Below are 25,432 nucleotides of genomic sequence, written 5' to 3' on the forward strand. Positions count from 1 at the left end.
GCCGCAGGCCGGCAGGCGAGCTGCCGGCCTGCGGCCGCGCTCTAGCGCGTCAACTCTCGACGGTCACTCGTCGGTTTCGCCGTCCTTGCCGACGCGTACCGCCAGGACGTCGCATTCGGCGCCATGCAGCACGCCCGTCGATGTCGAGCCCAGCAGCAGGGCGAAACCATGACGGCCATGTGAGCCGACCACGATCAGATCGACGCCATGCTCTTTCGAGAAGCGGTGGATCTCGGTATCCGGCATGCCCACCACCACGTATTGATCCTCTCGAGGGATATCGTGGGGATCGGCGATCTCGGCCAGGCGATGCTTGGCATGATCGTCCAACTGATCCTGGATACTGGTCAAATCCATGGGGATATCGCCGCCATAGGCGAAACCCAACGGTTCCAGCGTATGGATGATCGACAGCTTGGCGTGGTTGCGCCGGGCAATGGGAATGGCACGCTCCAGCACCTTGTACGAATCCTTGGTCAGATCCACGGCGACCAGTACATGACGGTATTCGTTACTCATGGGAAGGGCCCTCCCTCATTCAACGATTGAATGCGTTCACTCTAAATCCAGAGTGTCTGCCTCACAACGACCCTTATCAACGTTTCAGGATAAGACATGACGTTTTGCTCGGTTTCGCACTGCCCCTGTTGGCGATTGTTTCGCCGGCGTGGCTGCGTGATGGCCTGGAGGGCGATGAGCTAAGGCGCGGCGCGCTCAACGCGCCGCTCGGGTAGCGAAGCGAAGTGTGCGGCCTGCCATCGGGCGGTGAGGCCGGTTTGCGGGTCTAGCAATCGCCCTCGGGACTGCGCGTCTGTAGGCGCAGGGCGTTGCGCTCGATGCGGTTCAGCAGATCCTCGAGGGTGGCGACCTCCTGTTGCGAGACGCCCTCGAGAATCTCGGTGCGCGCCTGATCGGCGATCGCCACGATCTGCTCCAGCAAAGGCATCGCGCTTTCGGTCAGATAGACCCGCTTGGTACGCCGGTCGTTGGGGCAGGGGCGGCGCTCGATCAGGCCCTGGTCGCTCAGCTGGTCGAGCGTGCGCACCAGCGAGGGCGCCTCGACGCCGATGGCTCGGGCCAGGTCGCACTGCGGTTGGCCGTCGCCCATCTGCCACAGGTGATAGAGAGTGACCCAGCGGGTCTGGGTCAGATCCAGCGGCGCCAGGCGCTCATCGAGGATGGCGCGCCACAGACGCGGCAGGCGTGATAGTTTGAATCCGATGGTCTCAGGCATTGGCATTGTCATTTCGCAGGCTAATATTCAGTCAATTTTCCGTAAACCACGGCGCAATGCAACCCTCCTATGGTGTTGTCTCATCACCGCCAGGCAACAATTGCCGCACGTCCAGACCGGGAATGCCGGCCGGAGAACGGATTATGCCATCGGCCGAGTCGGCCCGTTCGGCCGACTCGGCGACCGTGAAGTGCATTACGCCGATAAGCTGGCCGGTGGCGGTCATCACTTCGATGCGCCAACGGCCTGCGCTGTCTTTGGGGAAGTGCTGCTTGTGCGTCCAGGCACGGTAGCCCTGCTCGCGTCCACCGTGAATGATCAAGGGAATGCGATCGATCAACTGCCCCTCGTGGCGCCACACATGATAAATCTTCTCGCGCAGCCCGCGGGGCGCGCGGATCGCCGTATAGGCATAGAGGCCATGATCGCTCAGGGCGCTATTGGTCAGTGCGAGGCTACCGCTGGGCTGGCGGCGGCCCGTCTCGAAGCTCGGCGACAATGCGGTGCCGGTCAACCACAGCGTTGCCGGCGGCACCCAGGCGCGGCCGGCCCAGGCGGTTGCACCCAGCAACAATGCCAGGCCGATCATCGCCAGCCAGCGTAGCAGTCCCTTGGGCTGCAACAGATGAATCAGGCTCGGCAGGCCAAAGATCATGATCGCCATCACCGCGAGCAACAGGCTCTCGCCGGTAGTCAGTTGAAGCATCAGGGGTAGGGTGACCAGCACCACCAGGAATACGCATTGCGCGTGGAAGGCAAAGTATAGCCAGCGGTGGCGCTCGGCGAGCTTGAAATAGAGCGGGTCGAGAATCGAGAGCAAAGCGCAGCCGATCATCGCCAGGGTGAAGAACGCCTGACCACTGGCCCAGACGGTGGTCGCCAGCAGAAAAGGCAGGGTAAAGAACAGCGTTTCCTGGTGGATCATCTGGGCGATGAAGGTGGTTACCCCGGAGGGCAGGGTGGGATAGCCCCGACGTGCCAGGATACGGCCTATCATGCTTTCGGAAAGCAGCAGTACCCAGGCGAACAACAGGCCCAGCGCCAGCATGACGCCGAGTGCCTGCTGACGGTCGACCAGGAAGAAACTCAGCGCGCCGATCAGAAACGCCATGGGCGGCCACAGCCAGGCATAGGGCCGCAAACGCTTCACCCAGCGTTCGGTGAAGTGATGCAGGCGAATCAGACGAGGCTGTGCGGCGACGCTCATGGGGCTAACTCGGTCAGGGCTCGTGATCGTTGCGAAGTGGCGCATCCTAGCAGCTGTCGCCGTGCTTGAGGGAGTCGCCTCGTCGCGACAGCGCTGCGGAGGCGCCATTCAGTGCTTGACGAAGCCACCGGGCTTGACTCAAGCTAACCGTATTCAAACGCTTGTATGAATATTCTTCTCAACCCGTGGAGATGGGTCCATGATCTACCAAGGCAGCGCCCTGTCGGTTGTGAAACGCAGCGATGGCATCGCCATGCTGACCTTCGACTTGCAGGACGAGTCGATCAACAAGCTCTCCAGCACCGTCATCGCACAATTGAGAGAGGCGATCGACGCGATCGACGCGCTCGACGCCGAGCAGGGCATCAAGGGACTGGTGATTGCGAGCGCCAAGGACGTATTCATCGTCGGGGCCGACATCACTGAGTTCCACGGTCTGTTCGCCAGGGGCGAGGACTATCTGGTCGACATGAACCAACAGGTTCATGCGCTGTTCAATCGTATCGAGGACCTGCCGTTTCCCACCGTCACCGCCATCAATGGCCTGGCGTTGGGTGGCGGCTTCGAGCTCACCCTGACCACCGATTTCCGGGTGATGGCGGATTCGGCCCAGGTCGGCCTGCCGGAAACCAAGCTGGGGATTCTTCCCGGCTGGGGTGGCTGCGTGCGCCTGCCGCGACTCACCGGCGCCGACAACGCCATCGAGTGGATCGCCGCCGGCTCGCAGAACAAGGCCGACCAGGCGCTGAAGATCGCCGCAGTCGATGCGGTGGTGCCGGCCGAGCGGCTCGAAGCCGCGGCGCTGGACATCCTGGCGCGCGCCAACGACGGTGAGCTGGATTACCGGGCGCGTCGCGCCGAAAAGACCGGCCCGCTCAAGCTCAACGCCATTGAGCAGATGATGGTCTTCGAGACCGCCAAGGGCTATGTCGCCGGCAAGGCCGGGCCGCACTACCCGGCACCGATCGAAGCCATCAAAGTCATCCAGAAGGGCGCCGGCGAAGGGCGCGAACGGGCCCAGGCGATCGAGGCCAAGGCCTTCGCCAAGCTGGCGATGACCGATGTCTGTTTCAACCTGGTGGGGCTATTCCTCAACGATCAGTTGGTCAAGAAGAAGGGCAGCCAGTACGAGAAGCAGTCCGCGCCGGTCAACCTGACGGCGGTACTCGGCGCGGGCATCATGGGCGGCGGAATCGCCTACCAGAGCGCCTACAAGGGCACGCCGATCCTGATGAAGGACATCAAGGAAGAAGCCGTCCAACTGGGGCTGAAGGAGGCGCGCAAGCTGCTTTCCAAGCAGGTCGAGCGCGGCAAGCTGACCACCGAGAAGATGGCCGAGGCGCTGACCAATATTCGCCCCACGCTCTCCTACGGCGATTTCGGCGAGGTCGATCTCATCGTCGAGGCGGTGGTCGAGAATCCCAAGATCAAGGACGCGGTGCTCACCGAGGTCGAAGGGCAGGTCGGCGAAAACACCATCCTTACCTCCAATACCTCGACGATCTCGATCAACCGGCTGGCGCAGAACCTGAAGCGCCCCGAGAACTTCTGCGGCATGCACTTCTTCAATCCGGTGCACCGCATGCCGCTGGTCGAGGTCATTCGCGGCGAGAAGACCGGCGATGCCGCCGTGGCGGCGGCCGTCGCCTACGCCCGCAAGATGGGCAAGACGCCGATCGTGGTCAACGATTGCCCGGGATTCCTGGTCAATCGTGTGCTGTTCCCCTACTTCGGCGGCTTCAGTTTCCTGGTCGAGCAGGGGGCCGACTTCGAGCGTGTCGATAGGGTCATGGAGAAGTTCGGCTGGCCGATGGGCCCGGCCTACCTGCTCGACGTGGTGGGCATGGATACCGCCGTGCATGCCAACGAGGTGATGGCCGAGGGCTTCCCCGAGCGCATGGCACGCGACGGGAAAACGGCCATCCAGGTGATGTACGAAAACGAGCGCCTGGGACAGAAGAACGGCAAGGGCTTCTACCGCTACGAGGAAGACAAGAAGGGCAAGCCCAGGAAGGTCTCCGACGAGCAGGCCAAGACGTTGGTCGGCGAAGTGGCGGTCGCCAAACGCGATTTCAAGGACGACGAGATCGTCGCGCGAATGATGGTGCCGCTGTGCATGGAAACCGTGCGTTGCCTGGAGGACGGCATCGTCGGCACGCCGGCCGAGGCCGACATGGCGCTGATCTACGGCATCGGCTTCCCGCCGTTCCGCGGGGGAGCGCTGCGCTATATCGACGCCATGGGCGTGGCCGAGTTCGTGGCCCTCGCCGAGCGTTTGGCTGAAGAGCTCGGGCCGCTCTACGCGCCGACCCAGCGGCTTCGCGAAATGGCCGCCAACGGCGAGCGCTTCTACGCCGCCGATGCGGCTTCCAGCCAGAATCCGGCCTGACCCGCCACGTATTTCAGGAGAGACGAGATGAGTTTGAATTCCAGGGACATCGTGGTGGTCGATGCCGTGCGCACCGCCATGGCCAAGGCCAAGCACGGGGCGTTTCGCAACGTGCGTGCCGAAAACCTGTCCGCCGCGGTGATGCAGGCGCTGTTCGATCGCAACCCCAAGCTCGATCCCGCCGAGGTCGACGACGTGATCTGGGGCTGCGTCAACCAGACCCTCGAACAGGCGATGAACATCGCCCGCAACGCGGCGATCATGACCGGCATTCCGCGCTCGGTACCGGCGCAGACCGTCAACCGCCTGTGCGGTTCGTCGATGAGCGCGCTGCACATCGCCGCCGCCAACATCAAGGCCGGCATGGGCGACTTCTACGTCATCGGCGGCGTCGAGCACATGGAGCACGTGCCGATGGACCATGGGGTCGACGTCAACCCGGCGGCCAGCAAGTACGCCGCCAAGGCGGCGATGATGATGGGCCTGACCGCCGAGCTGCTGGGCAAGATGCACGGCGTCACCCGCGAAGAGCAGGATCGCTTCGGGGTGCGCTCGCATCAGCGCGCGCTGGCCGCCAACGAGAAGGGTTACTTCGACAACGAGATCATCGGTGTCGAGGGCCACGATAGCGAAGGCTTCCGGCAGCTCGTGACCCGCGACGAGGTAGTGCGTATCGACGCTAATCTCGAGGACATGGCCAAGCTCAAGCCGATCTTCGATCCGAAAGGTGGCACCGTCTCGGCCGGCACGTCCTCGGCCTTGTCGGTGGGTGCCTCGGGGCTCGCGGTGATGAGTTACGAGCGTGCCAAGGCGCTGGGCCTCGAGCCGATCGCCCGGGTGCTGTCCACCGGCGTGGCCGGCTGCGATGCCTCGATCATGGGCTACGGCCCGGTGCCGGCGAGCAAGAAGGCGCTCGCCGCGGCGGGGCTCAAGATCGACGACATCCAGACCGTCGAGCTCAACGAGGCCTTCGCCGCCCAGGCGCTGCCGGTACTCAAGGATCTCGGCCTGCGTGAGCGCATGGACGAGGCGGTCAATCTCAATGGCGGCGCCATTGCGCTGGGCCATCCGTTGGGTTGCTCGGGGGCGCGAATCTCGACCACGCTGCTCAACGTGATGCGTCAGCAGGACACCACGCTGGGGCTGGCGACGATGTGCATCGGCATGGGCCAGGGTGTGGCGACGGTCTTCGAGCGCCTCAAGTAGGGGCGCCCTGTAAAACCACCAAGCCTCAAGCCGGTGGCGCTTAGTTACCGGTATGCACTTGGCGGGCTTTCATTGTTAGGAGTTTATTGTTAACACTATTACCAATAGGTTCTATTATTAAGAGCTGCAGCAAGCACCAATTCCAAGCCGCCTACGGGCGGCTTTCTAGTAGTGGAGGCTAGAGCGCGGCGAGCCCAAACAGCGTCAGGCCGGCCACAAAGCCCATCACGAAAATCAATGAGCGTGGCGTAGCCCAATCGGCGATATAGCACAGCGCATGCAGTACCCGGGCAATCACGAACACCACGGCGGCGACTGCCGCCATACTCCCCTGCACGCCGGCGATTTCGGCGGCAACGACCGCGGCGGTAAAGAAGATAAGCGCCTCCCAGGCGTTCTGCTGGGCCGCCCAGACACGCGCGCCGAGGCCGGTCATCTCGGCGTATTGCGCACGCGGATGATGGTTGTCGAAACGGCCCAATTGGCGGCGGCGGCAATAACCGCCGAGGAAAGCCAGCGGATAGGGCAGCAACGCTACGACCAGCAGGCACCAGAGGGGAATGCTCACGGGGTTCTCCAATCGCTCTCTTCATGGAAATCGCAGCATAAGCGCAATCCGATGAAGCACCAAGTGAGCCGGCGTTGCCTACCGATCGGTTACACTCGAGGCCACACCGTGCGAGGAGATGCCATGGACCAACGCCAGATCACCGGCATCGACGCGGATGGCCAGCTGTTCCCCATCGACAAGCTCGAGGCACACCGCTCCGGGATGCGGCACGTAGCCATTTCTGTCTTCGTGTTCTCGGGCGCTAGCGTATTGCTGCAGCGGCGTGCCAGGGGCAAGTACCACTCGGCGGGGCAATGGGCCAATGCCTGCTGCTCGCATCCGGATTGGGGCGAGGCGGTGATCGATTGCGCCCATCGCCGGCTCGAGGAGGAGATGGGGTTGCTTCTGGAGCTGCGCAGCGCCGGAATCATGGGTTACCGGGCCGATGTCGGGGGCGGTCTGGTGGAGAATGAGCACGTGCACCTGTTCTTCGCCGAGTGCGATGCGAAGCGCATGACGCTCCGTCCCGACCCTAATGAGGTCAGCGATTACCGCTGGCTGGATAGTGCGGCGCTGCGCCGTGAAATCGCCGAGTCACCGCATGCGTTCACGCCCTGGCTGCGAATCTATATGGCGCGCGGTGCCGAGACCGGCATCGCGCAGCTCGCTCCTGAGTGACTTCCAAGCGTTGCCTATACTACATAGCAGGATGATGGTTTCGGCTACGCTATGGATACGCAGCCTGTTTGCGCAATCGGTGATAAAGGAGGTGTTTACATGCTCACGCACGTCTGGGGACTGCTGGCGCACCCGAACCGGGAATGGAGACAGATCCAGAGCGAACGGGAGACGCTGACCCACCTCTATGCTCACCACGTACTGGCGCTGGCGGCGATCCCGGTGGTGTGCGCCTTCATCGGTACGACCCAGGTCGGCTGGGATTACGGGGGTGGGGAAACGATACGCCTTTCATATCTGGACGCCTTTTTCGCTGGGGTCGCCTTCTACGTCACCATCCTGGCCGCCGTGGGCTTGATGGGCGTGGTCATCCATTGGCTGGCACGGCGCTATTCCAAACCGCCCAGTCGGCGCAGTTGCATCATCTTCGCCGGCTACGTGGCGACGCCAATGTTCGTGTGTGGGCTGGTCGCACTTTACCCGCTGCTCTGGCTGTGCTCGCTGGCGATTATTGTCGGTCTCTGTTACAGCGCCTACCTGCTCTATGTCGGCATCCCGGCCTTTCTGGGCATTAGCAATGAGGAGGGTTTTATCGTCACCGGGTCGACACTGGGGATTGGCGTGCTGGTCCTCGAGGCGCTACTGGGCATCACCGTGCTGCTCTGGGGCTACGGAGCTCGGCTGCTGGGGGTCGAGCTATGATGCACAGCTGCCAATTCGTACAAGAAACCGGGCGTCGATGACGCCCGGTTTCTTATGCGCTCAGAGAGGGCGAGTCGTGAAGACTGCCTAACCGCTACGGTAGGTCTGCGGCAGCTCGGCGAGCAGGCCGCGCCCGCCGGCCATGGTCAGTGCGAGGTCGTTGAGCGCATCCCATACCGGTAACGCCAGGCCGCCCTTGACGGCCTGGTCGATGCGCTGAGCGAACAGCAGCAATTTATGCAGGCGACGATGGGGCAGGCGCTGCAGCGCCTGCTGGTAATTGGGGCGGCGCTTTTCGGGAATCATCGGGCGCTGCTGCTTGCAGGCGTGCTCGAGGCTCTGGCCCTGTTCGAGGTGCTGTTGCAGCGAGAGCAGCGTACGCATCTCGCGACTCAGCGCCCACAGCACCACCGGTGCCTCGATGCCTTCGCTGCGCAGGCCACGTACGATACGCACGGCGCGTTCGCGTTCGCCGCGCAGGCAGGCCTCGGTCAACGTGAAGACATCGTAGCGGGCGCTGTCCTCGACGCCCGTGGCGATCGCCTCGGCGTTGAGTCGTGCGCCGGGAGGCTGCAGCAGGGAAAGCTTCTGCAATTCCTGGTCGGCGGCGAGCAGGTTGCCCTCGGTGCGCTCGCCGAGCAACCGGGCGGCGTCCATGTCGAGCTGGAGTCCGTAGCGAGTGGCCCGATCGCGCATCCAGAAGCCCAGCCGCGAATGATCGACCGGCCACACCGGAACGAACACGCCGAGCTTGTCGAGCGCCTTGAACCACTTGCTCTGCTGTTGCTTGCGATCGAGCCGGCCCGCCGAGATCAGCAGCACATCCTCGCTGCCGGGGGCCTGGGCGGCAAACGCTTCCAGCGCCTTGCCGCCTTCCTGGCCGGGGGCCTGGTCGCCGAGTCGCAACTCGATGAGCTTGCTGGTGGCGAACAGCGACATGCTGGCGGCGGACTCGGTAAGCCGCCCCCACTGAAAACCGGGCTCGACATGCAGCACCTCGCGCTCCTCGATGCCGCGTTCGCGGGCCACCTTCCTGACCTCGTCGCAGGCGTCGCGCTGAATCAGCGGCTCATCGCCGGCGACGATGACCACCGGCGGCAGTTTCTTGGCCAGTGTCTCGGGCAGCTTGTCGGGGAAGACCTTCACCGCGCGGCGTCCAGGTTGCTCAGCCGGTCGATCAGGCGCTGGGCGGCGTCGCGGCGCAGCGCTTCGAGCGCCTGCTCGCGATCGTCGTCCCGGGTCAGCAGCTCATCGTCGTTGGCCCTGAAGGTGGTGGCTACCTGTACTTGCTGCTGGTCGAGCAGGTAGGCATTGTCGGCGGTGCGCTGGACCGAGAAAGGCGCCTCGAGTTGCAGCTCGATCTCGTGGGTGCCGCTATTGCCGCCGCTCAGATCGATCTCCTGAATGCGCTCTTCGCCGAGATTGAGGCGCAGCGGCGCTGCATCGCTCAGTTCGATACCGGCGTCGCGCAGCGCACGGCTCACGCTGTCGCTGAGCGCCGAGGGTGTCGCTGCCAGCGCCAGGCGCTCGATGCCGAGGTTTTGCGTGGCCCCGGTGCCGCGCAGATGAAAGCCGCAGCCGGGCAGGGCGGCAATGCTGGCGCCGACCAGGGCGACGCTCAGGGTACGGGCGAGAAAGGTGCGGCGCTTCACGGCTAGCTCCTTGCATTGTGGTTATCGGCACGCGCTCTGGGTGGCCACGATCAATTGGCGACGATGTTGACCAGCTTGCCCGGCACCACGATCACCTTGCGCAGTGTCTTGCCCTCGATGTGCCGCTGGACGTTCTCGTTGGCCAGCGCTGCGGCCTCGACGGCGTCCTTGGCTGTGTCGGGGGCGATCTCGATGCGCGCGCGCAGCTTGCCGTTGACCTGCACGGCGAGCTCGAGGCTATCCTTGACCAGCGCACGCTCGTCGAGCTCGGGCCAGCGGGCATCGATGGCCGGTTCGCGATGGCCGAGTGCCTGCCACAGCGCATGGCAGGCATGCGGCGTGATCGGGGCGAGCAGCAGCACGCAGGCCTCGACCGCCTCGCGGGCCACGGCCAGGCTCTGCGGGCTAGCGTAGCCGCTCTCGCTATGGAAACGGCCGAGTGCATTGGTCAGTTCCATCACCGCGGCGATGGCGGTGTTGAAGGTAGTGCGCCGACCGATGTCGTCGCTGGCCTTCTTGATGGTTTCGTGGGTCTTGCGGCGCAGCCCCTTCTGCGTGTCATCGAGCGCCTGAGGGGCGAGCGCCGGTACGGCTCCGGCGCTTTCCTCGGCGGCCAGATGGTCGGCGACCAGCTTCCACAGGCGCTTCATGAAGCGATGCGCACCCTCGACGCCGGCGTCGGACCACTCCAGCGATTGCTCCGGCGGGGCGGCGAACATCATGAACAGGCGCACGGTGTCGGCGCCGAAGCGATCGATCATCGCCTGCGGATCGACACCGTTGTTCTTCGACTTGGCCATCTTCTCGATGCCGCCCATCTGTACCGGCTGGCCGTCGCTCTTCAACACCGCGCTGACCGGGCGGCCCTTGTCGTCGCGCTTGACCTCGACGTCGGCGGGATTGAACCAGTCCTTGCCGCCGTTGTCGGCCTCGCGAGAGAACGTCTCGGCGATCACCATGCCCTGGGTCAGCAGGCGCTGGAACGGCTCGTCGCTTTGGATCAGCCCGAAGTCGCGCATCAGCTTGTGGAAGAAGCGCGCGTAGAGCAGATGCAGGATGGCGTGTTCGATGCCACCGATGTACAGATCCACCGGCAGCCAATAATCGGCGCGCTCGTCGAGCATCGCCTCGAGGTTGTCGGCGCAGGCGAAGCGCGCGTAGTACCAGGACGATTCCATGAAGGTATCGAAGGTGTCGGTCTCGCGGGTCCAGCCATCGCCCAGGTCGTAGAATTCCGGCATCTTCTTGAGCGGCGAGCCGCTGGCGTCGACCTCGACCTCCATCGGCAGGGCGACCGGCAGTTCCTCGTTGGTCAGCGCCACGGTCTGGCCCTCGGGCCCGTACTTGACCGGGATCGGCGCGCCCCAGTAGCGCTGGCGGGCGACGCCCCAGTCACGCAGCCGGAAGTTGGTCTTGACCGTGCCGCGGCCGTCGGACTCGAGCCGGGCGGCGATTGCCTGGAAGGCGGCATCGAAGTCGAGGCCGTCGAACTCGCCGGAATTGATCAGCGCGCCATGGTCGACATAAGCACCTTGGCTGAGATCCGGAGCGTCGCCACGTTCGTCGGCGATCACCGCGACGATCGGCAGGTCGTACTTGGTGGCGAATTCCCAGTCGCGCTGGTCGTGCCCGGGAACGGCCATCACCGCGCCGGTGCCGTATTCCATTAGTACGAAGTTGGCGACATAGATCGGCACTTCGTTACCGGTCAGCGGGTGGCGCGCGGTGAAACCGGTGTCGCGGCCGCGCTTCTCCATGGTCGCCAGGTCGGCTTCCGAGGTGCCGCCGCGAGCGCATTCCTCGAGGAAGCCTGCCAGCGAAGGGTCTCGCTCGGCAGCGGCCCTGGCCAGCGGATGGCTGGCAGCGACGGCGACGTAGGTCACCCCCATCAGCGTGTCGGGGCGGGTGGTGTAGACATCCAGCGTCTCGTCACGGCCGCTGACGTCGAAGCTCAGCTCGACCCCGCGCGACTTGCCGATCCAGTTGCGCTGCATGGTCTTGACCTGCTCGGGCCAGTCGACATGGTCGAGATCGGCGAGCAGTTCCTCGGCATAATCGGTGATCTTGAGGAACCACAGCGGGATCTCCTTGCGCTCGACCAGCGCGCCGGAGCGCCAGCCACGCCCGTCGATCACCTGTTCGTTGGCGAGCACGGTGTTGTCCACCGGGTCCCAGTTGACCGCGGCCATCTTCTTGTAGACCAGCCCCTTGTCGACCAGGCGGGCGAAGAACCACTGCTCCCAGCGATAGTAGTCGACGTCGCAGGTGGCGAATTCGCGGCTCCAGTCGTAGGCGAAGCCCAACGCCTTGAGCTGGCGGCGCATGTAGTCGATGTTCTGGTAGGTCCAGTCCCCGGGCGGCACGCGGTTCTTGATCGCGGCGTTCTCCGCCGGCATGCCGAAGGCGTCCCAGCCCATCGGCTGCATGACGTTCTTGCCCTGCATGCGCTGATAGCGCGAGACCACGTCGCCGATGGTGTAATTACGCACATGCCCCATGTGCAGCTTGCCGCTGGGGTAGGGGAACATCGACAGGCAGTAGAATTTCTCGCGATTGGCGTCCTCGACGGCCTTGAAGCATTGGTTCTTGTCCCAGTAGGTCTGGGCGGCCGATTCGATCGCGTGGGGCTGGTACTGAGTGTCCATCGTTTGCGCGGGGCACCTTGCGTTGGGGAATCGAGGATTCCTTGGGCTCGTGATTCGCAGCACCGGGCGCCGGTGCCGACCTGATCGGTGGCGTCGGCTCGACCCGACGAGCGGGGAGCGCGACGAAACCGCTGGAGATAACACCCTGCCACACAATGTGTTAGAAAATTAATGGTGGCAGGCATGGAATATCGTGAATGCAGGCCCAAGGATACCCCAAGACGTGCATGGGCAGGTAGGGCCGCCGGCAAGGCCGGCCACTGTAAGGCCAGCACCCGAGAATCGATAGGAGAGGCGCCATGAGTGACGACAATCAACAGGATCGGCGACTGCACGACGCCTACGAGCGCGTGCTGCACCGCATGCGCGACGGTGCCGACGAGCTCTCCTGGGAGCGGCTGCAACATGAGCTCGATGAAGCGGTGGCCTTCGAAGTCGAGGTGGAGGAGTTCACCAAGGATGAGATGTCGTTGCTGCGAGCCTGGGTCGAGCGCGACTTGAAGGACCTGCGTCGCTATCTGGCCGCCGGTGGCAGTGGTGTGGCCAGCTGGCTGGGCATCGACCTGAGCGTGCTGTCCCGCAAGGTCAGCGAGGCGCTGTTGTCGATCGCCGATCGCAGCGTGATCGAGCGCGAACGCTTCGAGGATGACCTGGAAGCCGCACGCGCCGATTACGTCGAGGGCGAACTGGCCGCGCCGGGACGCATGGCTTGCGTGCATTGCGGGGAGACACTGGCACTGGAGCGGGTCACCCGGCTCGAGCCCTGTCACGCCTGTGGGCATCGCTATTTCGAGCGCGCACCGGCTAGCGGCGCGGCCGAGTGACTGGCTGTGAATCAGCGCCGCCGGGCTCGGCGCAAGCGTAGCCCGGGGGCGAGCATCAAGGCGGCGAGCAGCCAGGTCGGCCAGCTGCCGGTGCGCGTGAAGGGCGTTTCGCCCTGCATGGTGCGAACCTCGCCGACCACCTGCGCGGTTTCGAACTGCGGTGCGCGATGGGTGACTTGCCCCTGGGGATCGATTATCGCGGTGACCCCATTGCTGGTGGCGCGCATTACGTAACGGCCGTTCTCGAGCGCTCTGAGACGGGCCATCTGCAAGTGTTGCAGCGGCCCGATGGAGCCCCCGAACCAGGTATCGTTGGAGACCGTCAGCAGTACCCCGGCCTGGCGCGCCCGACTCGCCACCAGATCGGGGTAGATGATCTCGTAGCAGATCGCCGTGCCGATGCTCAGGCCGGCCGCGTTGATCGGTTGCTGGTCATGCGCGCCGGCCGAGAAACTCGACATCGGCAGGTCGAAGAACGCGATGATGCCGCGCAACAGCCACTCCAGCGGCATGAATTCGCCGAACGGCACCAGATGCTCCTTGCGATAGCGCCCCTGGCTATCGCCGAAAGCGATCACCGCATTGTAGTAGTCGCCCTGTTCGTCGCGTTCGACGATGCCCGTCAGCAGTGCCGCATCGGTGGGCAGCGTCGCCTGGATGCGTTCGAGCAGCGGCTGGGCCTGTCGCTCGAACATCGGCAGCGCGGTTTCCGGCCAGACGATCAACTGGATATCGTCTTCGAGGCTGCGGGTCAGACGGGTGTAGGTATTGGCGGCGTTGCGCTGGCCCTCGGCGGTCCATTTCATCAATTGCGGCAGATTGCCCTGCAATAGCGCCACGCGGGTCGTTTCGCCGGGCGTCGTCCATTGCCCGGGGAACGTCAGCGGCGCCAGCCACATCGCAGCCAACGGCACGAACGTCCACCAGCGTCGCCGCAGCAGTTCGACCAGTAGCGTGCCGCTGAGCGCGGTGACCAGGCTAAGTAGATAGACGCCGCCGAGCGGCGCCAGCGGTGCCAGTGGCGAGTCGACGTGTGCGCTACCCAGCAGCAGCCAGGGGAAGCCGGTGAACAGGTAGGTGCGCAGCACCTCGGCGAGCACCCACATTCCGGCGAAGCTGAGCCAGGCCAGGCGTGCTCCGGTGAAACGCCGGTAGAACCAGAATGGCACGGCATAGAACAGCGCCAGGGCTACCGCGAACAACGCGGTCAGGAATACCGCCAGCGGCACGCCGGTGTAGCCGTAATCGTGAATCGATACGTAGATCCACGAGGTGCCCGAGCCGAACAGGCCCACGCCATAGCTCCAGCCGCGCAGTGCCGCCTGCCCCGGGGTCTGGGCGTGAAATCCGACGAACACCAGGGCGACGGCCACCGGACCCAGCCACCAGAGCTGGAATGGCGAGAAGGTCAGCGTGGTCAGACAGCCGGCGATAAGGGCGGCCAGATAGCCCATCCAGGGCCGGTAAACAGTGGGCATTCAAGGCACTCCGTAGCGGGACGTGCCTCTTATACCAGAGCCGTTGTGCTAAGCGAAACCACCCGCCACCGGTTGGCCACCGGTCGAACCCGACAGACTCCTAGTCGTCGCGTTCGTCGTCGGTCACCCCTTCGGCGACCTGTTCGACCTGCAGCAGGCGGATGCGCCGGTTATCGGCGCCCAGCACGGTGAAGCGCCATTCGCCGAGGTGGGCCTGCTCGCCGCGCCGCGGCAGGTAACCGAAGCGTTGCATCACCAGTCCGCCGACGGTGTCGAACTCATCGTCGGAGAACTCGGTGTCGAAGCGTTCGTTGAAGTCGTCGATGGGGGTCAAGGCACGAATCGCGAAGCTGCCGTCACCCATGTCGCGGATATCGTCTTCCTCGTCGGTGTCGTGCTCGTCCTCGATGTCACCGACGATCTGCTCGAGGATGTCCTCGATGGTCACGATGCCCGCCGTGCCGCCATATTCGTCGACGACCACAGCCATATGGTTGTGGGTGTCGCGGAACTCCTTGAGCAGGCTGTTGAGGCGCTTGGACTCGGGGATGAACATCGCCGGCCGGATCACTTCGCGCAAGGCGATGCGGTCACGCTCGCCGTCGTTGACCTGCAGCAGCTGCAGCAGATCCTTGACCAGCAGTATGCCGAGCACCTCGTCAAGATTCTCGCCGATCACCGGGTAGCGCGAGTGGCCGGTTTCGAAGATGACCGGCAGGTAGTCCTCCGGGGCCTGGTCGATGCCGATGGCGGTGACCTGCGAACGCGGGATCATCACTTCGCGGGTCTGCTGATCGCTGATCTGGAAGGCGCCCTCGATGATCGTCAGGGCGTCCGGATCCAGGCGCAGCTTGGCGGCGGCCTCGCGCAGGAAAACCAGCAATTCGTCGCGCGAATTGGGTTCGTCGGAATCGCTGGAAAAGGCATTGAACAACTTCTCGAGCCAGGACTTGCCGCCCTGGCTGCTCGATCGGTCTTCGCTCATGCGTCGGGTCTCGTGTCCTCGCTGTCACGCTCGTCATCGGCAAGCGCATAGGGATCGGGGATGCCGAAGCCATCGAGAACGGCGCGCTCGAGGGCCTCCATGATCTCGGCTTCAGCCTCATCTATATGGTCGTAACCCAATAAATGCAAGGTGCCGTGGATCACCAAATGGGCGTAGTGATCGGCCAGCGGCTTGTGCTGCTGGCGGGCTTCGCGACGCATGGTCGGATGACTGATCACCAGGTCGCCGAGCAGCGGCAGGTCGATGCCGGGCGGCGCCTCGAAGGGGAATGAAAGTACATTGGTAGGTCGATCCTTGCCGCGGTAGTCGCGATTGAGCGCTTGGCTTTCGTCGTCATCGACCAGCCGGATGGTCAGCTCCGGCGCCGCTGGCGCAGCGATGGTGGGCTGTCCCGAGACACGCGCATGCTCGGCGAGGGTCGCCGCGACCCAACGGCTCAGCGCCTCGACGCCGGGCAGCTCAGCGTTGCGCTCGGTGGCCAGTTGCAGGTCGATCAGCGGCCCAGGGTCGTCGTTCATGAGACGCTCTCGCCCGGGGAGGCGTCGCCGCGCGATTCGGACGCGCCGACTTCGGCCGCCTGCCGCTCGCGACGGGCCGTTTCGCGGGCCTCGCGGCGGGCGCGGTCGTCGGCTTCCTGCTCGGCCTCGAAGTAGTCGTAGGCCTCGATGATCCGCTGCACCAGCGGGTGACGGACCACGTCCTTGGCGGCGAAGTGGGTGACGCCGATCCCCGGCGTGTCCTTGAGCACATCGAGAACCTGGATCAGCCCCGACTGCTGGCCGCGCGGCAGGTCGACCTGGGTGATGTCACCGGTGATCACCGCGGTGGAGCCGAAGCCGATGCGGGTCAGGAACATCTTCATCTGTTCGCGGGTGGTGTTCTGGCTCTCGTCGAGAATGATGAAGGCATTGTTCAGCGTGCGCCCGCGCATGTAGGCGAGCGGAGCGATCTCGATCACCTGGCGCTCGATCAGCTTGGCCACCTGTTCGAAGCCGATCATCTCGTAGAGCGCGTCGTAGAGCGGGCGCAGGTAGGGATCGATCTTCTGGGCCAGGTCGCCGGGCAGGAAGCCGAGTTTCTCGCCGGCCTCGACCGCCGGGCGCACCAGCAGGATGCGCCGCACCTGCTGCTGGTTGAGCGCCTCGACGGCGGCGGCGACGGCCAGGTAGGTCTTGCCGGTGCCAGCCGGGCCGATGCCGAAGTTGATGTCGTGCTTGCGGATGCTGGCGACGTAGTTCTGCTGGTTCAAGCCGCGCGGCTTGATGACGGCACGCGGAGCTCGGATGATCACCTCGCCGTCGCCGCTCGTGCCTTGCTCCTCCTCGAGCGCCTCGATGCCCGATTCCTGCAGGAACAGGTGCACGGTATCGGGGTCAAGCTCGCCGGATTCGGTCTCGCGATAGAGATGCTCGACGACATTGGCCGCGGCCTTGACGTGCGGCCCGGGGCCGGCCAGCTGGAAGGTGTTGCCGCGGTTGCGCAGGGTCACGCCGAGGCGCGATTCGATCAGTTTGAGATGTTCATCCTGCTGCCCGCAGAGCTTGGCCAGCCGCATGGGGTCGTTGGGCTCGAGGGTCAGGGTGAGGATGCGATTGGCCGGAGAACTTTGTTGGCTCAAGAACAGGCTTCCATATGGTGTCGGGGTACATGAAGTCAGCTTAGTGCCCCGGGTGAGCCCGGGGCAAACAAATGCAGCCGATTGTCTGGCAAGCGGGGCGCGGTCAGTGGCAGACCGGCGAGACGAGGGTGGCGCGCAGCGAATTGGGGAGCGCTTCGGTGATCTCGACGTCGACGAAGGTGCCGATCATCGCGGTGGGATCCTCGGCGCTGAAGTTGACCACGCGGTTGTTCTCGGTGCGCCCCGAGAGCTTGCCGGGGTCGCGCGGTGAGAAGCCGGTGACCAGGATGCGCTGGGTCGAGCCGACCATGCGGCGACTGATCTGCATGGCGTTCTGGTTGATGCGCTCCTGGAGGATCGCCAGGCGCTGTTTCTTGACCGCCTCGGGCGTGTCGTCCTCGAGCGCTGCGGCCGGCGTGCCGGGACGCGCGGAGTAGACGAAGCTGAACGACACGTCGAAGCCGATCCGGTGGATCAGGTCCATGGTGGCTTCGAAATCGGCCTCGGTCTCGCTCGGGAAGCCGATGATGAAGTCCGAGGAGAAGCTGATGTCGGGGCGCAGCGCGCGGATGCGCTCGAGCTTGGCGACGTATTCCTCGACGCCGTGACCGCGCTTCATCGCCGCCAGGATCTTGTCGGAACCCGCCTGAACCGGCAGGTGCAGATGACTGACCAGTTCGGGAATCTCGCCGTAGGCTTCGATCAGGCTGTCGGAGAACTCCACCGGATGCGAGGTGGTGAAGCGGATGCGGTCGATGCCCTCGACGGCGGCGACGCAGGCGATCAGCTCGGCAAGGTCGACCTCCTCGCCGGTCTCGTCTTCACCGCGGTAGGCGTTGACGTTCTGGCCCAGCAGGTTGATTTCGCGCACGCCCTGTTCGGCGAGGTGGACGACTTCCTCCATCACCGCGGCGAACGGCCGCGAGACCTCCTCGCCACGGGTATAGGGCACCACGCAGAAGGTGCAGTATTTGGAACAACCTTCCATCACCGACACGAAGGCGGTCGCGCCGTCGGCGCTAGGCTTGGGCAGGTGGTCGAACTTCTCGATCTCGGGGAAGGTGACGTCGACCACCGAGATCGGCTTGGCACTCTTGCTGCGCGATTCGAGCATCGAGGGGATGCGATGCAGCGTCTGGGGGCCGAACACCATGTCGACGTGGGGCGCTCGCTTGCGCAGGTTTTCGCCTTCCTGGCTGGCCACGCAGCCGCCGACGCCGATCACCAGTTCGGGATTGCGCTCCTTGAGCTTCTTCCAGCGGCCGAGCTGGTGGAAGACCTTTTCCTGCGCCTTCTCGCGGATCGAGCAGGTGTTGAGCAGGATGACGTCGGCATCCCGTTCGTCGTCGGTCAGCTCCATCTGATGCGATTCGCCGAGCAGATCCGCCATGCGCGCGGAGTCGTACTCGTTCATCTGGCAGCCGTGGGTCTTGATGAAGAGTTTCTTCGCCATAGAATGCGTCGGCGCCTGGCGCCCGCTTTGTCCGTGAGTCGAGGGAGTGAAGGCATGACCGCAAGGGCCGCCTACGACAGATGAGCGAAATTATACGTACCCGGGCCCCGGCTTGACCAGCCTTGTCCGGCCGGCCTTCGAAGCCGTGGCGTCTGTGATATTCTTGGCAGCTTGAATGGCGCCTCGCGCCTGGCGATTTTTCATCTGCGTGACGGGAGTGGTATGGCGTCGAAATCAATCTATCGGGTGGTCTTTCACAACCAGGGGGAAATCTGGGAACTTTATGCCCGGGAGATTTTCCAGAGCGATCTTTGGGGCTTCATCGAGCTCGAGGCGTTCGTCTTCGAGGACGTCTCGAAAGTGGTGGTCGATCCGTCGAGCGAGAAGCTGCGTCGTACCTTCGATGGCGTGACCCGCAGTTATATTCCGCTGAACGCCATTGTGCGTATCGATGAGGTCGAACGCGAGGGTACGCCTAAGGCGGTCAAGGCGGACAGCAAGGTGGCCGAGTTCCCGCGGCCGATGAATCTACCGCCGCGAGACGATCGCTGAACGATCAAATTTTGATCGAAGTGTGGCATGGCCCGATCAGTCGCCGGGTCGATTGATAGCCGCAACGGGTTTTCCCAAGACTTATCCACAGAAAGTGTGGATGGCTGTAAGGCCCCGGCCAGGTTGCCGAAACAGGACGTGGCGGCCACCGGGGGCAATCGCGTGGAGCCGATGATCAAGAGCCTTCCGACAACCAGGAAGACAGTAGAAAATGTCCAAGATCAACAAGTTGATGGCAGGACTGACATTGGGGCTGGGTCTGTTGGGGGCTGGCGAAGCTGCCCGGGCCCAGGCCTCGCAAGCGACCCAGTGGGTGGCCGACGACCTGACGACATTCGTGCGTAGCGGCCCCTCCAACGAGTACCGCATCGTCGGGGCCCTTGAGTCCGGCGCGCAGGTCACGGTGCTCGAAACCAGCGGTGACTATAGCCGCGTGCGGGCCGCCGATGGCGACGAGGTATGGATTCAGAGTGATCAACTGCAGGATGAGCGCAGCCTGAAGGAACGCGTCCCCGAGCTGCGCTCGCGTGTCGAGTCGCTCAGTTCACAGCTCGAGTCGGCCAACGGCGAGTGGGAAGGGCGCGTGACGACGATGACCGAAACGCTCGAGGCGCGCCAGCAGCGTATCGCCGATCTGGAAAGCCGCAATGCCGAGCTCGATCGCCAGTTGAGCCAGGCCCAGGCGAGCCTGCGCAAATCCAAGGCGCGCCTGGATACCCAGGAAGAGGACCTGCTGATGCGCTACTTCATGTATGGCGGTGGCGTGGCCGGCGCGGGGCTGATCGTCGGCCTGCTGGTACCTCACCTGCCGCGGCGGCGGAGCAAGCGTGATCGCTGGTTCTAAGCAGGCTGTCGGACTTTACGCTGATCCGCTGCGAAACCCCGGCGGAAGTGAGTCGATGACGGGAGCGGGCGATGAGCAATGAATGGCTGGATCGCTGGAAAGAGGGGCGCATCGGCTTTCATCGAGACACCGTACATCCGGCGCTAGAGTACTACTGGCCGAAACTCGGCGTCGCCGAAGCGGGCAAGGTGCTGGTGCCGCTGTGCGGCAAGAGTCTCGACATGCGCTGGCTGGCCGAGCGTGGCCATCCGGTGCTGGGTATCGAGTTGGCTCGTGAAGCCATCGAGCAATTCGTCGCCGAGGGGCGCGGTGCGATATCGCGCTTTCGCCAGGACGTGTTCGAAGTCTACCGCCAGGGCAGCGTCGAAGTGTGGTGTGGCGACTTCTTCCACTTTCACATCGACCAGGCGCTGGAAGTGCAGGCCTTCTACGACAGGGCGGCGTTGATCGCCCTGCCGCCGGCGATGCGTCAGCGCTATGCCTTCCATCTCGCACAACTGTTACCGCCCGGGGCGCGTGGGCTGCTGGTGAGCCTTAGCCACGGCGGCGGTGCCGACCAGGGGCCGCCCTATTCGGTGGAGGCCGGCGAGGTCGAGCGACTGTTCGCGGCCAACTTCGAACTCGAACGACTGACGGCGACGCCAGCGGACGAGCGCGGCTGGCGCGAGCAGGTCTGGTCGCTGGTCCGTCGTGGTCCGGGTCGCTGACGCCCCGAGCGGAGCCGTCCCGCAAGCAGGCCCCGGTGAAGGCCGGGGCGTACGATTGGCTAGCCTGTGCCGACTAGTTGGCCAGCAACTGGCCGATCTGCGGATCACCGAAGGTGCGATCCAGGGCGTTGCTGAGCAGCTCGGTGACCATCTGGTTGTTCTTCTCGTAATCCGGGGTCAGGGCGTAGCTCTGCTCACGCTTGGCGGTATAGATCCCCGTATAGACGCTGCCTTGGTTCTCGACCACGGCCTGGAGCTTGGCGACCAGCACCGCCTTGTCGAGCATCGCCTGGGCCTCGCCTTTCTGATAGCTCAGTTGGGTCAGCGTCAGGGTCAGGCTGGGTCGGCCTGCGGTCGCCTGCGAGGTGGGCTCGAAGCCCATCTGGCGCAGCGCCGCCTCGGCCTGCTGTTGAAGCCTGGGCATCAAGGTGTGCGCAGGCACGCTGATGGTGTCGGTGGACATCCGCTTGCCACTTCGCGTGCCCAGCACGTCGGACTCGCGACCGTCGGCGGTGATCAGCGTTACCGCCTGGCCGCTGCCCACCTGCGGCAGGTTGCCGGACACCGTCGGGCTGACGTTCAGATATTGCGGACTCTGCGCGCAGCCGGCCAGCAGCAGCGCCGCCCCTAGCGCGGCGAGTCCGCTGGCTTGCTTGAGGATCTTGGCAATACGCATCTCGGTTCACCTCCTGTTATCGACCTATCCGGATAGCCGGCGCTCGCGTGGCTACGTTGCGCGCATCATTACACGCATCGTGCGGCAGTATAACCTTCGCTGCGCGACGACGAGAGGGGCGGCAAGAGTGGCCGACCGAGGCATGCCGGATCAGGAGGAGGCGACGGTCCGGCCAGTTGGTTGACGGACGCGATCGTCGGCGAAGCGGCGCCAGCGGCGCGGCTCCACGAACAGCCGTTGCCCGCGCCGGATCGCCAGCCGCTCGAAATCGGCGTGGCGTACGGTCGCCAGCCAGGGCTCGGCGAGCCAGTCGGCCTCGAGTTCGACGCGCACTTCGGCGCCCACCGGGGAGACCGCGGTGACGCAGACCGGCAGGTGGGCATGTTCGGTAGGCGCTTCGATCAGCCGGAGCTCATGGGGGCGCATCAGCAGTTCCTCGCGGCCCTCGTCGAGGTCGACGGCGAGGCGCGCGGTGCCGCAGGTCAGTTCGCCGTCACGTACCTCGCCCTCGAGGCGATTGACGTCGCCGAGAAACTCGAACACGAAGCGATTGGCCGGGTTGCGATAGAGCCTGTCGGGTTCGTCGATCTGCTCGATGCGGCCGTTGCTCATCACCACCACGCGATCCGAGAGCTCCAGGGCCTCTTCCTGATCGTGGGTGACGAACACACTGGTGAAATTCAGCTCGTCGTGCAGATGGCGCAGCCAGCGGCGCAGATCCTGGCGCACCTTGGCGTCGAGCGCACCGAACGGCTCGTCGAGCAGCAGCACGTCGGGTTGCAGGGCCAGGGCGCGGGCCAGCGAGACGCGCTGCTGCTGGCCGCCGGAGAGTTGCGCCGGGTAGCGCTGGGCGAACTCCTCGAGCTGGACCATCTCCAGCAGGCGATGAACGCGGGCGCGGATCTCGCCGCTCGAGGGGCGCGTGCGGCGCGGCATGGCGGTCAGCCCGAAGGCGATGTTGTCGAACACGCTCATGTGGCGGAACAGCGCGTAGTGCTGGAAGACGAAACCGATGCGGCGGTCGCGAACGTGGACATGGGTGACGTCGCGATCGCCGAAGTGGATCGACCCAGCGGGCTTGCGGTTGGGCTGCTCGAGCCCGGCGATGATCCGCAGCAGAGTGGTCTTGCCCGACCCCGAGGGGCCCAGCAGGCCGACCAGTTCGCCGTCGCCGATGGCCAGGTCGAGCGGCGCCAGGGCGGTGTTGCGACCGAAGGTCTTGGCGATGTTCTTCAGGCGGATGCTCATGCGGCAGTCTCCCGGCGCGCGGCGCGCCATTCCAGCCCGGCCTTGGCGACCAGGGTCAACAGGGCGATCAGGGCCAGCAGCGCGGCGGCGGTGAAGGCGCCGACGGTGTTGTAGTCCTGATAGAGCAGCTCGACGTGCAGCGGCAGGGTATTGGTTTCGCCGCGGATCGAGCCTGACACCACCGACACGGCGCCGAATTCACCCACCGCCCGGGCGTTGGTCAGGATCACCCCGTAGAGCAGTGCCCACTTGATGTTGGGCAGCGTCACGCGGCGAAACAGCGTCCAGCCCGAGGCGCCCAGCGTCACCGCGGCCTCCTCCTCGCGCGAGCCCTGCGCCTGCATCAGCGGAATCAGCTCGCGGGCGACGAACGGGCAGGTGACGAAGATGGTCACCAGCACGATGCCCGGCCAGGCGAACATCAATTGGATGTCGTGGCCGTCGAGCCAGCCGCCGATCCAGCCGTTGCGCCCGTACAGCAGCAGGTAGACCAGGCCGGCGACCACCGGCGAGACGGCGAAGGGAATGTCGATCAGCGTCTGCAGCAGGCGCCGGCCGGGGAAGCTGAAACGCGTCACCAGCCAGGCCAGGAACACTCCGAACACCAGGTTGACGGGGATCGTCAGCAGCGTTACGAACAGCGTCAGGCCGATGGCCGCCAGGGTGTATTCATCGCTGAGGTTGGCCCAGAACATGGCCAGGCCTTCGGCGAAGGCCTGGGCGAAGATCGCCACCAGCGGCAGCAGTAAGAACAGCGCCGCCAGGGCCAGCGCCAGGCCGATCAGCAGCCGGCGGATACGCGGCGCGTCACCGATACGTTGCATCAGCCCTTGCCCCCGTGCAGTCGACGAATGAAGCGGCCCTGCCACAGATTGAGCGCCAGCAGCAACGCGAGCGACACCGCCAGCACCACCGAGGCGATCGCCGAGGCGCCCACATAGTCGTATTCCTGAAGCTTGACGAAGATCATCAGCGAGGTGATCTCGGTTTCGTAGGGCATGTTGCCGGCGATGAAGATCACTGCACCGAACTCACCCAGCGAGCGCACGAAGGCCAGTCCGGTGCCGGTCACCAGCGCCGGCCATAAATTGGGCAGGATCACCCGGCGAAACGCGGTGGCATCGCTGGCGCCCAGCGTCAGCGCGGCCTCGTCGATCTCGCGCGGCAGGTCCTCGAGGACCGGCTGCACGGTGCGCACCACGAATGGAATGCTGGTGAAGGCCATGGCCAGGGCGATGCCCACCCAGGTGTAGGCCACCTCGACGCCCAGCGGATCGAGCAGCCGGCCCATCCAGCCGCTCGACGAATAAAGCGTCGCCAGGGTGATGCCGGCAACCGCGGTAGGCAGCGCGAAGGGCAGGTCCATCAGCGCGTCCAGCAAGCGCTTGCCGGGGAATTCGTAGCGCACCAGCACCCAGGCCATCAGCAGCCCGAACAGCGCGTTGACCAGCGAAGCCCCGGCCGCAGCGCCGATGGTTACCAGGTAGCTGGCGACGACCCGCGGTTCGCTGATGATCGCCCAGTACTCGGACAGGCTGACGCTGGCGAGCTGCCCGACCAGGCTGGTCAAGGGCAGCAACAGCACCAGCGAGACGAACAGCAGGGTAATTCCCAGCGAAAGGCCGAAGCCGGGCAGCACCCGCTTGGGTGCCGACCGGCCGAGCAGCGCGAGCGTGCTCATCGACGCTGCAGTTGGTCCAGCACGCCGCCGCTGGAGAAGTGGGTGTCCATGACCTCGTCCCAGCCACCGAACACGTCCTCGACGCGTAGAAGTTCGGTCGCGGGGAACTGCTCGGCGAATTCGGCCTGAACGTTCTCGTCGTTGACGCGGTAGTTGAAACCGGCCAGCAGGCGCTGGGCCTCTTCGGTGTACAGGTAGTCCAGGTAGCCGTGGGCCAGCTCGCTGGTGCCGTTGCGCTCGGCGTACTCCTCGACCACCGCCACGGGGAACTCGGCGAGGATGCTCACCGGCGGCACCACGACCTCGTAATCGTCCTTGCCGTACTCGTTGCGGATGTTGTTGACCTCGGACTCGAACGTGATCAGTACGTCGCCGATGCCGCGCTCGACGAAGGTCGTGGTGGCGCCACGGCCGCCGGTATCGAACACCTTGACGTTGCCCAGGAACTGCTTCATGAAGTCGCGAATCTTGTCCTCGTCGCCGTCGAAGGCGCGATCGGCATAGCCCCAGGCGGCCAGATAGGTGTAGCGGCCGTTGCCCGAGGTCTTGGGGTTGGGGAACACGATCTCGACATCATCGGCGACCAGATCGTCCCAGCTGTCGATACCCTTGGGGTTGCCCTCGCGGACCAGGAACGCAGTAGTCGAATAGTAGGGCGAGGCGTTGTTGGGGTACTGCTGCTGCCAATCCTCGGCCACCAGCCCGGCCTCGGCCAGCACGTCGACGTCGGTGACCTGGTTATAGGTCACCACGTCGGCCTTGAGGCCCTGCATGATCGCCCGAGCCTGCTTCGAAGAGCCGCCGTGGGACTGCTTGATCTCGACGCTCTCGCCGTGGTTCTGCTGCCACCAGTCGACGAATTCGGGGTTGAGCGTGGCGAACAGCTCGCGGGCGATATCGTAGGAGGAGTTGAGTAGCTCGCGATCGGCGGCCATGGCGGGGGAAACGATACTGCCGGCCAGGGCGGCGGTCGCCGACGAAGCGATGGCGACGCGGCGCAATGCGCTCAGAAATGTCATGACGGCTCCAGAATATGGCGGGAATCGCTGAAGGCTAATCCAGCTTTTGTGGAATGACAATCC

General features: G+C 64.7%; 25 protein-coding genes. 8 read left to right on the plus strand and 17 right to left on the minus strand.

Translation table 11 applies throughout. From position 1 onward, the window contains the following. Positions 1-63 precede the first annotated feature (63 nt). From R6258_RS07500 to R6258_RS07510, 3 genes are all read right to left on the minus strand, one after another. The gene (locus R6258_RS07500; RefSeq protein ID WP_318449042.1) at positions 64-519 is read right to left on the minus strand and encodes a universal stress protein; all 456 of its coding nucleotides are present in this window, start codon (positions 517-519) and stop codon (positions 64-66) included. Between the two features lie 265 nt (positions 520-784). Next, complete coding sequence (slyA, locus tag R6258_RS07505) at positions 785-1,234, minus strand: transcriptional regulator SlyA (protein ID WP_318449043.1); 450 nt, start codon at positions 1,232-1,234, stop codon at positions 785-787. Between the two features lie 67 nt (positions 1,235-1,301). Continuing rightward, on the minus strand, positions 1,302-2,441 hold the full coding sequence (locus tag R6258_RS07510; protein ID WP_318449044.1) for a DUF5924 family protein: 1,140 nt from the start codon (positions 2,439-2,441) through the stop codon (positions 1,302-1,304). 199 nt (positions 2,442-2,640) lie between these two features. Here R6258_RS07510 and fadB point away from each other — a divergent pair, with 199 nt between their 5' ends. Together fadB and fadA are read left to right on the plus strand one after the other, a co-directional pair. After that, on the plus strand, positions 2,641-4,830 hold the full coding sequence (gene fadB, locus R6258_RS07515) for a fatty acid oxidation complex subunit alpha FadB (RefSeq protein WP_318449045.1): 2,190 nt from the start codon (positions 2,641-2,643) through the stop codon (positions 4,828-4,830). A 27-nt stretch (positions 4,831-4,857) separates the two neighbouring features. Next, positions 4,858-6,036 (plus strand): acetyl-CoA C-acyltransferase FadA, encoded by a 1,179-nt coding sequence (gene fadA / locus R6258_RS07520; RefSeq protein ID WP_318449046.1) that lies wholly within the window; start codon positions 4,858-4,860, stop codon positions 6,034-6,036. A 178-nt stretch (positions 6,037-6,214) separates the two neighbouring features. Here fadA and R6258_RS07525 read toward each other — a convergent pair whose 3' ends face one another. Beyond that, positions 6,215-6,604, minus strand: a complete 390-nt coding sequence (locus tag R6258_RS07525; protein ID WP_318449047.1) for an MAPEG family protein — start codon at positions 6,602-6,604, stop codon at positions 6,215-6,217. 123 nt (positions 6,605-6,727) lie between these two features. Between R6258_RS07525 and idi the strand changes: the two genes are divergently transcribed. Both idi and R6258_RS07535 read left to right on the plus strand, forming a co-directional pair. After that, positions 6,728-7,264, plus strand: a complete 537-nt coding sequence (gene idi, locus R6258_RS07530) for an isopentenyl-diphosphate Delta-isomerase (RefSeq protein WP_318449048.1) — start codon at positions 6,728-6,730, stop codon at positions 7,262-7,264. A 99-nt stretch (positions 7,265-7,363) separates the two neighbouring features. Next, positions 7,364-7,966, plus strand: coding sequence for a Yip1 family protein (locus tag R6258_RS07535; RefSeq protein WP_318449049.1), 603 nt, complete (start codon positions 7,364-7,366; stop codon positions 7,964-7,966). Between the two features lie 87 nt (positions 7,967-8,053). Here R6258_RS07535 and holA read toward each other — a convergent pair whose 3' ends face one another. From holA to leuS, 3 genes are read right to left on the minus strand one after another with little or no spacing between them, the layout of a single operon-like run. Beyond that, the gene (gene holA / locus R6258_RS07540; RefSeq protein ID WP_318449050.1) at positions 8,054-9,112 is read right to left on the minus strand and encodes a DNA polymerase III subunit delta; all 1,059 of its coding nucleotides are present in this window, start codon (positions 9,110-9,112) and stop codon (positions 8,054-8,056) included. Then, positions 9,109-9,618, minus strand: coding sequence for an LPS assembly lipoprotein LptE (gene lptE / locus R6258_RS07545; protein WP_318449051.1), 510 nt, complete (start codon positions 9,616-9,618; stop codon positions 9,109-9,111). The genes holA and lptE overlap by 4 nt, the downstream gene beginning before the upstream one ends. A 50-nt stretch (positions 9,619-9,668) precedes the next feature. After that, a complete protein-coding gene (leuS, locus tag R6258_RS07550) occupies positions 9,669-12,263 on the minus strand; it encodes a leucine--tRNA ligase (protein WP_318449052.1) in 2,595 nt (864 codons plus the stop codon). 299 nt (positions 12,264-12,562) lie between these two features. Here leuS and R6258_RS07555 point away from each other — a divergent pair, with 299 nt between their 5' ends. Next, entirely contained in the window at positions 12,563-13,087 is a 525-nt protein-coding gene (locus R6258_RS07555) for a zinc ribbon-containing protein (protein ID WP_318449053.1), read from the plus strand. Positions 13,088-13,098: 11 nt separating this feature from the next. Here R6258_RS07555 and lnt read toward each other — a convergent pair whose 3' ends face one another. From lnt to miaB, 5 genes are all read right to left on the minus strand, one after another. After that, on the minus strand, positions 13,099-14,565 hold the full coding sequence (lnt, locus tag R6258_RS07560) for an apolipoprotein N-acyltransferase (RefSeq protein WP_318449054.1): 1,467 nt from the start codon (positions 14,563-14,565) through the stop codon (positions 13,099-13,101). Positions 14,566-14,665: 100 nt separating this feature from the next. Beyond that, positions 14,666-15,550, minus strand: a complete 885-nt coding sequence (locus tag R6258_RS07565; protein WP_318449055.1) for an HlyC/CorC family transporter — start codon at positions 15,548-15,550, stop codon at positions 14,666-14,668. Next, the gene (gene ybeY, locus R6258_RS07570) at positions 15,547-16,089 is read right to left on the minus strand and encodes an rRNA maturation RNase YbeY (protein ID WP_318449056.1); all 543 of its coding nucleotides are present in this window, start codon (positions 16,087-16,089) and stop codon (positions 15,547-15,549) included. Before ybeY ends, R6258_RS07565 begins: the two co-directional genes overlap by 4 nt. After that, the gene (locus R6258_RS07575) at positions 16,086-17,189 is read right to left on the minus strand and encodes a PhoH family protein (protein WP_318449057.1); all 1,104 of its coding nucleotides are present in this window, start codon (positions 17,187-17,189) and stop codon (positions 16,086-16,088) included. The genes ybeY and R6258_RS07575 overlap by 4 nt, the downstream gene beginning before the upstream one ends. Positions 17,190-17,292: 103 nt before the next feature. Continuing rightward, on the minus strand, positions 17,293-18,642 hold the full coding sequence (gene miaB, locus R6258_RS07580; RefSeq protein ID WP_318449058.1) for a tRNA (N6-isopentenyl adenosine(37)-C2)-methylthiotransferase MiaB: 1,350 nt from the start codon (positions 18,640-18,642) through the stop codon (positions 17,293-17,295). A gap of 222 nt (positions 18,643-18,864) precedes the next feature. On the opposite strand from miaB, the gene R6258_RS07585 reads away from it, so the two are divergent. From R6258_RS07585 to tmpT, 3 genes are all read left to right on the plus strand, one after another. Beyond that, a complete protein-coding gene (locus tag R6258_RS07585) occupies positions 18,865-19,194 on the plus strand; it encodes a DUF1820 family protein (RefSeq protein WP_318449059.1) in 330 nt (109 codons plus the stop codon). A 211-nt stretch (positions 19,195-19,405) separates the two neighbouring features. Continuing rightward, positions 19,406-20,038 carry a TIGR04211 family SH3 domain-containing protein gene (locus R6258_RS07590; RefSeq protein ID WP_318449060.1) on the plus strand — a complete coding sequence of 211 codons (633 nt, stop codon included), beginning with the start codon at positions 19,406-19,408 and terminating at the stop codon, positions 20,036-20,038. A gap of 71 nt (positions 20,039-20,109) precedes the next feature. Continuing rightward, entirely contained in the window at positions 20,110-20,745 is a 636-nt protein-coding gene (tmpT, locus tag R6258_RS07595; RefSeq protein WP_318449061.1) for a thiopurine S-methyltransferase, read from the plus strand. A gap of 73 nt (positions 20,746-20,818) precedes the next feature. On the opposite strand, the gene R6258_RS07600 is transcribed toward tmpT, so the two are convergent. The 5 genes from R6258_RS07600 to cysP all read right to left on the minus strand — a co-directional run bounded on the left by R6258_RS07600 (position 20,819) and on the right by cysP (position 25,369). Continuing rightward, a complete protein-coding gene (locus R6258_RS07600; RefSeq protein ID WP_318449062.1) occupies positions 20,819-21,421 on the minus strand; it encodes a YajG family lipoprotein in 603 nt (200 codons plus the stop codon). A gap of 150 nt (positions 21,422-21,571) precedes the next feature. Beyond that, positions 21,572-22,669: a sulfate/molybdate ABC transporter ATP-binding protein gene (locus R6258_RS07605; RefSeq protein WP_318449063.1), complete on the minus strand. Its 1,098-nt coding sequence runs from the start codon at positions 22,667-22,669 to the stop codon at positions 21,572-21,574. Then, positions 22,666-23,493, minus strand: a complete 828-nt coding sequence (gene cysW, locus R6258_RS07610; RefSeq protein ID WP_318449064.1) for a sulfate/thiosulfate ABC transporter permease CysW — start codon at positions 23,491-23,493, stop codon at positions 22,666-22,668. The genes R6258_RS07605 and cysW overlap by 4 nt, the downstream gene beginning before the upstream one ends. After that, positions 23,493-24,350 (minus strand): sulfate ABC transporter permease subunit CysT, encoded by an 858-nt coding sequence (gene cysT / locus R6258_RS07615; protein ID WP_318449065.1) that lies wholly within the window; start codon positions 24,348-24,350, stop codon positions 23,493-23,495. The genes cysW and cysT overlap by 1 nt, the downstream gene beginning before the upstream one ends. Further along, positions 24,347-25,369 (minus strand): thiosulfate ABC transporter substrate-binding protein CysP, encoded by a 1,023-nt coding sequence (gene cysP / locus R6258_RS07620; RefSeq protein WP_318449066.1) that lies wholly within the window; start codon positions 25,367-25,369, stop codon positions 24,347-24,349. Before cysP ends, cysT begins: the two co-directional genes overlap by 4 nt. Positions 25,370-25,432: the final 63 nt, after the last annotated feature.

The organism is Halomonas sp. HP20-15 (assembly GCF_033446685.1).
Lineage (GTDB): Bacteria > Pseudomonadota > Gammaproteobacteria > Pseudomonadales > Halomonadaceae > Modicisalibacter.